A 3,669-nucleotide genomic window follows, 5' to 3' on the forward strand; every position below is an offset into this window, starting at 1 on the left:
ATCAGGTAATCAGTAATCGGTAATTTGAGATAGCAGGCTACTGCTTGCTCTTTACCGATAACCTGATAACCGATAACCTGAGTTGATAGTAACAGGAAATCACAAAATATGCCTCTCTAAAGTATAAATACCGTTTGGCTGATCTCAGGACGAAACTATTTAACCAGTTACCAATTACCAATTACCAGTTACCAATTACCAATTATCCGTTTGCAGGTTATGAAATCTGATGATACGCCATGCAAAACTTACTCAACACGACACTATGTATTACAATGATTGCATCAATAATCTTTTCTGTTATCTGATTTATTTCTCTGTTTCTCTGCGTCTCTGCGGTAAATTACCATCTGAACGATTACTACAGATTTAAAGATTTAATCTAAAATCCGTTACAGAATATCGCCCTGCCAATCCGAATCATATTTGCCCCTTCTTCGAGTGCCACTTCAAAATCATTACTCATTCCCATTGATAAATATTTCATCTGGACATTTTCAATCTGCTGATGAGCAATTTCATCCCTTAAATTAGCCAATGCCCTGAAATATGGACGGGTATCTTCTGGGTTTGAAACCAATGGAGCAATAGTCATTAAACCTTTAATTCTTATATTGCTAAGTTTGGCTATTTCTTGAATTAGTTCCAAAGTAGCAACCGGAGAAACGCCAAATTTAGTTTCTTCATTTGAAACATTTACTTCAATCAAGACATCCATTATTTTATTTATCTGTCCTGCTTGTTTCTCAATCTCTTTAGCCAACTCTAATCTATCCACAGACTGAATCATATCAAAAATCTTTATTGCCTCTTTAACTTTATTTCTTTGCAGATGGCCAATCATATGCCATTTAATCTCCATTTTTTTAAGTTGGTCAAATTTACCTTTTGCCTCCTGAATACGGTTTTCACCAATGTTGGTAATTCCAGAGTTGATTGCTTCTATGATTTGATTTATCCCAGCTGACTTTGTGACTGCAACTAACTCAATTTCTGAAGAGTCTTTTGCCACCTGTTTTATTCGATTTTTTATGATTTCCAAATTTTCCTTAATTGACATAAGTGCCTCCCTTTACGAAGTTAAAAGGTAACTATTCAGCCACGGATTAACACAGATTGACACGGATAAAATAGAATGGGTTTAAAATATGAGAAAATTACAGAAGAGATTATCAAAGTAGCATTTACGGGGAGATTAAATTAATAAATGAAATAAATTTCAGGGAAAATAAAATATCTGAACATCACAGTATACCATTTGTAAATCTAATTCTAACTTTTTTTTATTTGTAAGTAATTTTCTTTTTAATTCAAAAAGATTAAAGTATAAACCTCTGGGTCTTTGGATAGTAATAATTTCCTTCTTTTTTTTTGATTTTAATATCTCCTTACTGTAACACAATTCGCTGTTATTGTTATATACTGCTATATATACATCATTCAATTTACCTCTATCTATGCTCTTTAGATCATGAAATATATTTACATTTGGATATATTTTTTTGATGCTTTTAAGTGTTTTACTCTTATCTTCATCAATAGCAAAAAGTTTCAAAGAAGGCATTGGCTGGAACCTGGAATAAAATAATAAATCCAAAAACAATGGTCTAACAACAATAAGTGTTTTTTCTGGATTCATCTTATGAAAGTCATATAATTTCTTTGTTTGGAAGGTGATATTTTTACTATCATCTAAGCAGGTAAATCCAATGGAACTTATAAGTAAGAAAATTAAGAGTGAATACATCCATTTTTTATTAACTTGCTTGTCTAGAAAATAAGATAAAATAAGTAATGAAGGAATGGTAATATATGCTAAATATCTTGGTTCCCTTGTCAATGTCCAGTAATTTGATGGAGAAATAGGACCATAAAATGTATATAACAAAAGAGGAAATATCCAAATAAGTAATAACATAACAGCTTTATTTTTTTTGTATAAGAAGAATATCCCTATTGGCAAGATTAAATAATAGAAAAAACCAAATTCCTGGTTAACAAAGAGTACGCCCAATGGTGAAAAAAACCAATTCAAATCAATTTTAAAATTTTCATTTTGAAGGCATTTTTTATTAATTATAGAATTTACAGCATGAAATCTATGCAAAATATCACCATTTTGGAAATAGTAAAAACCTGATTCCAGTGCAATTATTATAAAAAATCCTACTAATAAATGGATGAATTCAATTTTAATTTTTTTGTTATAAAGCATATATATAACAAGAGGTAAAGCCAGGAAAAGTGCGTTTTCTCTAATGAGGTAACCAATCCCAATAAACAAACCTGATAGAAGATAATAAATCCATTTATTATCTTTTTCTCCTTTCAAAAAACAAAAAATTCCCAATCCTGTGAAAAAAGTGAATGAAACACAGGGAAATAAATGGCTTGCATAAATGACCTCTAAAGGGAAAAATGCCATCAGAAATGCTGATAGTAAAGCTATCCGTTCATTAAAAATCATTTTTCCAAAATAATAGATTAATATTATATTGCCAAGTGAGCATATAAGGGAAAAAAGAACCAAAGAAATATCACTAACACCAAATAAAAAGAAAGAAATGGCTGTGGGAATCACCATGCTTAATCTTAGCCCCCATTGGTTATCTCCCGGAGTAAAATCACCAATACAAAATCTATAGGCTTGTGCCATATAATGTTTATCGTCTCCTTGTACATAACCACTAAAAAAAACTAAACGCAGGGCCAAGCCGAATAAAACAATAAGAATAATAAATATTTTTGAATATTTGTTTAACTGATAGGAAATTGCTTTTTGAGTGTTTTGGGTATTATATCCATTTGTGTCCATTGTGAGAATATTTTACCACAAATTTTATCCTTTGTCAACAAAAAATTGTAACTATTCACCGCACAGACGCAGAGGAACAGAGAAAAAAGGATTTAAATTAGATTGTGGATACCGGATAGATTTTTTAGTTGAAGAAAAAGTTATCGTAGAATTAAAAGCAGTCGAGCAACTACTTCCGATTCACGAAGCTCAACTTTTAACCTATCTAAAAATGATGGTAACTATTCACCACGAAGGGTACGGAGAGCACGAAGTGAAATTTGATGAATTATCGAATAGAGTCATTGGATGCGCTATAGCGGTGCATCGAACTCTTGGGCCAGGTTTGCTTGACACCGTGAAGAGTGATAATTCACAATTGACAATTCACCATTCACCATTATTAAGGAAATTTAGGGGAAAAATTGTGAATGGTGAATTGTGAATTGTGAATAGTTACAAATAATGAATAAAAGGATAGGTTTATTGATCAATTTTAATGTTTCTGTTCTAAGAGATGGAATTAAGCGTATAGCCAATAGATTTTAATTTTTTCTCTGTGTCTGTGCGTCTCTGCGGTGAATAGTTACGCATAAAATAACTATTCTCAAGAATTTTTTTGACAAATGGATGATTTTGTGATATGATAATAAGTGTTTGGGGCTCAAGGGATAAGTATTAGATGTTAGGTATCAGCTAGTGTGGTGTTGAGTAAGTTTTGCACGGGGCATCATCAGGTTTCGTAACATGCAAACGGATAATTGGTAATTGGTAACTGGTAATTGGTAATTGGTAACTGGTTAAATAGTTTCGTCCTGAGATCAGCCAAACGGTATTTATACTTTAGAGAGGCATATTTTGTGATTTCCTGTTAC

Annotated in this window: 3 protein-coding genes; 1 reads left to right on the forward strand and 2 read right to left on the reverse strand. The window is 31.7% G+C overall.

Annotation, left to right across the window (positions count from 1 at the left end; translation table 11 throughout):
- Positions 1–382: 382 nt before the first annotated feature.
- Positions 383–1,060 (reverse strand): YggS family pyridoxal phosphate-dependent enzyme, encoded by a 678-nt coding sequence (locus AB1414_17460; protein MEW6609203.1) that lies wholly within the window; start codon positions 1,058–1,060, stop codon positions 383–385.
- Positions 1,061–1,219: 159 nt separating this feature from the next.
- Positions 1,220–2,815: a glycosyltransferase family 39 protein gene (locus AB1414_17465; protein ID MEW6609204.1), complete on the reverse strand. Its 1,596-nt coding sequence runs from the start codon at positions 2,813–2,815 to the stop codon at positions 1,220–1,222.
- A gap of 31 nt (positions 2,816–2,846) precedes the next feature.
- Here AB1414_17465 and AB1414_17470 point away from each other — a divergent pair, with 31 nt between their 5' ends.
- On the forward strand, positions 2,847–3,239 hold the full coding sequence (locus AB1414_17470) for a GxxExxY protein (GenBank protein MEW6609205.1): 393 nt from the start codon (positions 2,847–2,849) through the stop codon (positions 3,237–3,239).
- Positions 3,240–3,669 lie beyond the last annotated feature (430 nt).

Source organism: bacterium, from assembly GCA_040755795.1.
Taxonomy (GTDB): domain Bacteria; phylum UBA9089; class CG2-30-40-21; order CG2-30-40-21; family SBAY01; genus JBFLXS01.

Coding starts and splice junctions, on each gene's coding strand:
- AB1414_17465 (MEW6609204.1), bottom strand. CDS start 2,815: ATGGACACAAATGGATATAATACCCAAAACACTCAAAAAGCAATTTCC.
- AB1414_17460 (MEW6609203.1), bottom strand. CDS start 1,060: ATGTCAATTAAGGAAAATTTGGAAATCATAAAAAATCGAATAAAACAG.